Annotated in this window: 4 protein-coding genes; 3 read left to right on the forward strand and 1 reads right to left on the reverse strand. The window is 73.4% G+C overall.

What is annotated here, in order from left to right:
• The 3 genes from ACTHMS_RS07330 to paaK form a co-directional block, all read left to right on the forward strand.
• A partial coding sequence (locus ACTHMS_RS07330) for a PaaD-like zinc ribbon domain-containing protein (protein ID WP_440306010.1) occupies positions 1-263 on the forward strand: 263 nt, incomplete at its 5' end.
• Entirely contained in the window at positions 260-1,354 is a 1,095-nt protein-coding gene (gene paaE / locus ACTHMS_RS07335) for a 1,2-phenylacetyl-CoA epoxidase subunit PaaE (protein ID WP_440306011.1), read from the forward strand. The genes ACTHMS_RS07330 and paaE, both read left to right, overlap by 4 nt.
• Before the next feature lie 12 nt (positions 1,355-1,366).
• Positions 1,367-2,680, forward strand: coding sequence for a phenylacetate--CoA ligase PaaK (paaK, locus tag ACTHMS_RS07340; protein ID WP_440306012.1), 1,314 nt, complete (start codon positions 1,367-1,369; stop codon positions 2,678-2,680).
• Positions 2,681-3,220: 540 nt separating this feature from the next.
• On the opposite strand, the gene ACTHMS_RS07345 is transcribed toward paaK, so the two are convergent.
• On the reverse strand, positions 3,221-4,679 hold a 1,459-nt coding region (locus ACTHMS_RS07345; RefSeq protein WP_440306013.1), incomplete at its 5' end, for a PAS domain-containing sensor histidine kinase.

The following is a 4,679-nucleotide window of genomic DNA, read 5'->3' on the forward strand; positions in this document are numbered from 1 at the left end:
GAACGGCCCTGAGCCCTGCGTGGACGACCGAGTGGATCACCGAGACGGGACGCCGCACGCGGGCCGCCGCCTCCATCCCCCCCCCCCCGCCGGTGCCCCGGCGAGGCCCGGTGGCGCTGACCCTCACGCCGCGGCCGGTGACCTGCCCGCGCTGCGGCTCGACCGACACCGCCGAGCTGGCTCGGTTCAGCGCCACCGCCTGCAAGTCGCTGCACCGCTGCCGCGGCTGCGCCGAGCCGTTCGAGGCGGTGAAGCCGCTGTGACCGCCGCCGACCTCGACGACCGGCTCGCCGCGACCCCGGCGACGGCGTCGTCACGCGCCTTCCATCCGCTCACCGTGGCGGCCGTCGAGCGGCTCACCGACGATGCCGCGGCGATCACCTTCGCCGTGCCGGCCGAGCTCGCCGACCGGTTCGCCTTCGAGCCGGGCCAGAGCCTGACCGTGCGTGTCGGCGCCGAGCGGCGGTCGTACTCGATCTGCGCGCCGCGGGGTGCCGCACCGCGCATCGGCGTGCGCGAGGTCGCCGGAGGAGCGGTGTCCGGCCGGCTGGTGCACGAGCTGCGGCCCGGCGACGTGCTCGAGGTGCAGCCGCCGTCCGGCTCGTTCTGCCCCGATCTCGCGACACCGGGCCACCACGTGCTCGTCGCCGCCGGCTCGGGCATCACGCCGCTGCTGTCGATCGCGGCGAGCGTGCTGGCCGCCGACGACCGCAGCCGGGTCACGCTGCTCTACGGCAACCGCCGCAGCGACACGGTGATGTTCGCCGACGAGGTCGCCGACCTGAAGGACGCGCACCCGCAGCGCCTGCACCTCGTGCATGTGCTCTCGCGCGAGGCGCAGGAGGTCGAGCTCTTCACCGGCCGCCTCGACCGCGAGCGGCTCGCGCGGCTGCTGCCGATCACCGTCGACGTCGAGGCCGTCGACCACTGGTGGCTCTGCGGACCGTTCGCCATGGTCGAGGACGCCCGCACGCTGCTTGCCGAGCTCGGCGTCCCGCGCGAGCGGGTGCATCGCGAGCTGTTCTGGGTCGGCGACGACCCGCCCGCCGAGCAGCACCATGTCGAGGCGCCGATCGAGGGCACCGAGCTCACCGTGCTGCTCGACGGCCGGGCGACCACGCTGACCCTGCCGCCCGGCAGCACCGTGCTCGACGGCGCGCAGCGGGTGCGTCCGGATCTGCCGTTCGCCTGCAAGGGCGGTGTCTGCGGCACCTGCCGCGCCCGCGTCACCGGCGGCGCCGCCACCATGCGACGCAACTACGCCCTGGAGCCGGAGGAGGTGGCGGCGGGCTACGTGCTCACCTGCCAGACCCGGCCCACCACCGACGCGCTCACCGTCGACTACGACGCCTGAAGGAGCTCGCGCATGACCACCGTGGCCGATGGCCTCGAACCGATCGAGACCGCGTCGCTGGACGAACTGCGTGCGCTGCAGCTCGACCGGCTGCGCTGGTCGCTGCGTCACGCCTACGAGCACGTGCCCCACTACCGCGCCGCCTTCACCGCGGCAGGCGTCCACCCGGACGACCTGCGGGAATTGAGCGATCTCGCGCGATTCCCGTGCACCGCCAAGGCCGACCTGCGCGACAACTACCCGTTCGGCCTGTTCGCCGTGCCGCGTGAGCAGGTCGTGCGGGTGCACGCGTCGTCCGGCACCACCGGCCGGGCCACCGTCGTGGGCTACACGCGCGAGGACATCGACACCTGGGCGACGGTGATGGCCCGCTCGATCCGCGCCGCCGGCGGGCGTCCCGGGCACATCGTGCACGTCGCGTACGGGTACGGCCTGTTCACCGGCGGGCTCGGCGCCCACTACGGCGCCGAGAAGCTCGGCTGCACCGTGGTGCCGGTGTCCGGCGGCATGACCGAGCGGCAGGTCACGCTGATCCGCGACTTCCGCCCGGACGTGATCATGGTGACGCCGTCGTACATGCTGGCGCTGCTCGACGAGATGGAGCGGCAGGGGCTCGACCCGGCGAGCAGTTCGCTCCGCTACGGCATCTTCGGCGCCGAGCCGTGGACGAACGAGATGCGCGCCGAGATCGAGCAGCGCGCGGGCATCGACGCCACCGACATCTACGGCCTGTCGGAGGTGATGGGGCCGGGTGTCGCACAGGAGTGCGTCGAGACCAAGGACGGCCTGCACATCTGGGAGGACCACTTCTACCCCGAGATCATCGACCCCACGACCGGCGAGGTGCTGCCCGACGGCGAGCCCGGCGAACTGGTCCTCACCTCGCTGACCAAGCAGGCACTACCGGTGATCCGCTACCGCACCCGCGACATCACCCGGCTGCTGCCCGGCACCGCCCGCACCATGCGCCGCATGGACAAGATCACCGGACGCAGCGACGACATGATCATCCTGCGCGGGGTGAACCTGTTCCCGACGCAGATCGAGGAGCTGGTGCTGCGACTGCCCGCGCTTTCGGCGCACTTCCAGCTGCGCCTGACGCGTCCCGGACGCCTGGACGAGCTCGCCGTCCACGTCGAGCGGCGCCCCGACGCGGCGCCCGACACGGCCGCGGCGGCCGCGGCCGACCTCCGGCACCTGATCAAGCAGACGATCGGCGTCACCACCGACGTGGTCTTGTGCGAGCCCGAGACGATCGAACGCTCACTCGGGAAGATGCGCCGGATCGTCGACGAGCGACCCCGCGGGACGGTGTCAAGCGGCTGACCGACCGGTCGTCGGCAGGACCAAGGACCTGACCCGATCGCCCGACATGCCGAATCTTGCGAACGGCCCTATGCTTGTCCTACACGCCGCAAGGCGAACCCCGCGCAGCCGGTCCGACCGGCACGTAGCGCTGACGACTTCGAATGGATGCAGCCGGTCCCTGGTGGGGACCTGGGCCGGCACGTCGCGTCGAACCAACACCGCAACCGGGCTGAAGCCGATCCGTCGGCCTCGACCCGGGGGCGCTGCCGGTGTCTGGTCTCCTGCGCCTGGCAGTTCAGGTCGTCGGCCGTAGAGGGGGAGTCGACGACCCGCGGACAGGAGGCTCCGGCCAGAGTGCGGGGGTACCGGGCCGGGGCCTCCTCCCCGTCGATGGAGGAGTGGATCGGGAACCCGACCGGGGGGTAGGGAACCCAGCGTCCGCCGCCGAGGCGGGACCGTCTTGCTGAGCACCGGCGTCAGGGGTGGCGCCGGTGCTCAGTCATGTCCGGGGTCGGTCAGGTCCGGTGCCGGTGCAGCCCCGTGCTGCGCGTGGCCGCGTCAGGCGACGTGCGGGACGCCGACCGCCGGCGTGACCGCGCGGTCGGTGCCGGGACGCCCGGTGGGGACGGCCGGACGGCGTGGCAGCCGCATCCGGAAGGTCGATCCGACGCCGGCCGTCGACTCGACGGTGATCCGCCCGCCGTGCCGCCGCGCGACGCTCTGGGCGATGCTGAGCCCGAGACCCGTGCCCGGCAGCCCGAGCGATTGGGCGTGCGCGCCGCGGAAGAAGCGGTCGAAGATCTGCTCGCGCTCGTCGTCGGGGATGCCGACGCCGTCGTCGCTGACCGTGACGGCCACGCCGTCGGCGTCCTGGGTCAGCCGCACCACGACCCGGCCGCCCGTGTCGGAGAACTGCGCGGCGTTGGCGAGCAGCTTCACCATCGCGAAGCAGAGCTGCATGTCGTCGCCCGCGACCACGACGGCGGCTGAAGGCAGGTCGAGCTCGAGGTGCTGCTCGCGGCGGGTCATCGCCGGCACGACGAGGTCGGCGGCCCGGCGGACGGTCTCGACGAGGTCGACGGTCTCGTCGCCGTCGGCGTCGATCGTGCGGTCGAGCGTCGTGAGCAGCAGCAGGTTGTCGATGAGTCGCTCGAGCCGCGTCGCGTTGCGCTGCGCGATCGCGAGCAGCTCGAGCTGCTGCGCGCTCACCGGCCCGGCGTCACCCTCGGCCAGCAGGTGCAGGCTCGCGCCGAGCGCGGTGAGCGGCGTGCGGAGCTCGTGCGACACGGTGCTGACCACGTCGGTGCGCACCCGGTCGGCCTCGCGCAGGGCGTGCTCGGCCGCGTGCTGCTGCTCGAGCGCGTCGAGCAGGGCCACCTCGGTCGCGCGTCGCGCGGTGATGTCCTCGACCTGGACGACGAACAACGGGGCGCCGGACGCATCGGTGCTGAGCGAGTAGACCAGCTCGACCGGGGTGGTCGCGCCGGACGCGTGCTGCAGCGACGTCGTGGCGCGCCGGTCGTCGCCCGTCGCGAGGTTCGGGCTGAGCAGCAGCGCGGGCGCCGACGGATCGACCAGCTGCGTCAGCGGCGAGCCCACCAGGTCGCGGGCGGGGCGACCCACCATGCGGGCGAAGGCCGCGTTGACGCCGACACAGCGGCCGAAGGTCGCCTTGGACGCGGACACGAGCAGCATGCCGATCGGGGCGCTGTCGAACGCGGTGCGGAAGCGGGCCTCGCTGCGCGTGAGCGCCTCGGCCGCGGCCTGGGCCGACAGCTCGGCGGCGCGACGGGCGGTGACGTCGCGGCTGAGGCTGAGCACGAGGGTGGTGCCGTCCGGGCCGGTCACCGGCTGCGCGTCGACCTCGAGCCAGCGGCCGTCGTCGCGGGCGACCGTGCGGTGCACCGGCTCGATCATCGCGGCGCGGTAGAAGGCGCGGATGTCCGCCGCCGTGTGCGCGTCGAGGCCCTCGCCGACGACGTGGCCGACGGTGCTGTCGGGGTCGTGTCCGACCCCG

Origin of the sequence: Jatrophihabitans sp. (assembly GCF_051960575.1) — a bacterium.
Lineage (GTDB): Bacteria > Actinomycetota > Actinomycetes > Mycobacteriales > Jatrophihabitantaceae > JBQCEE01.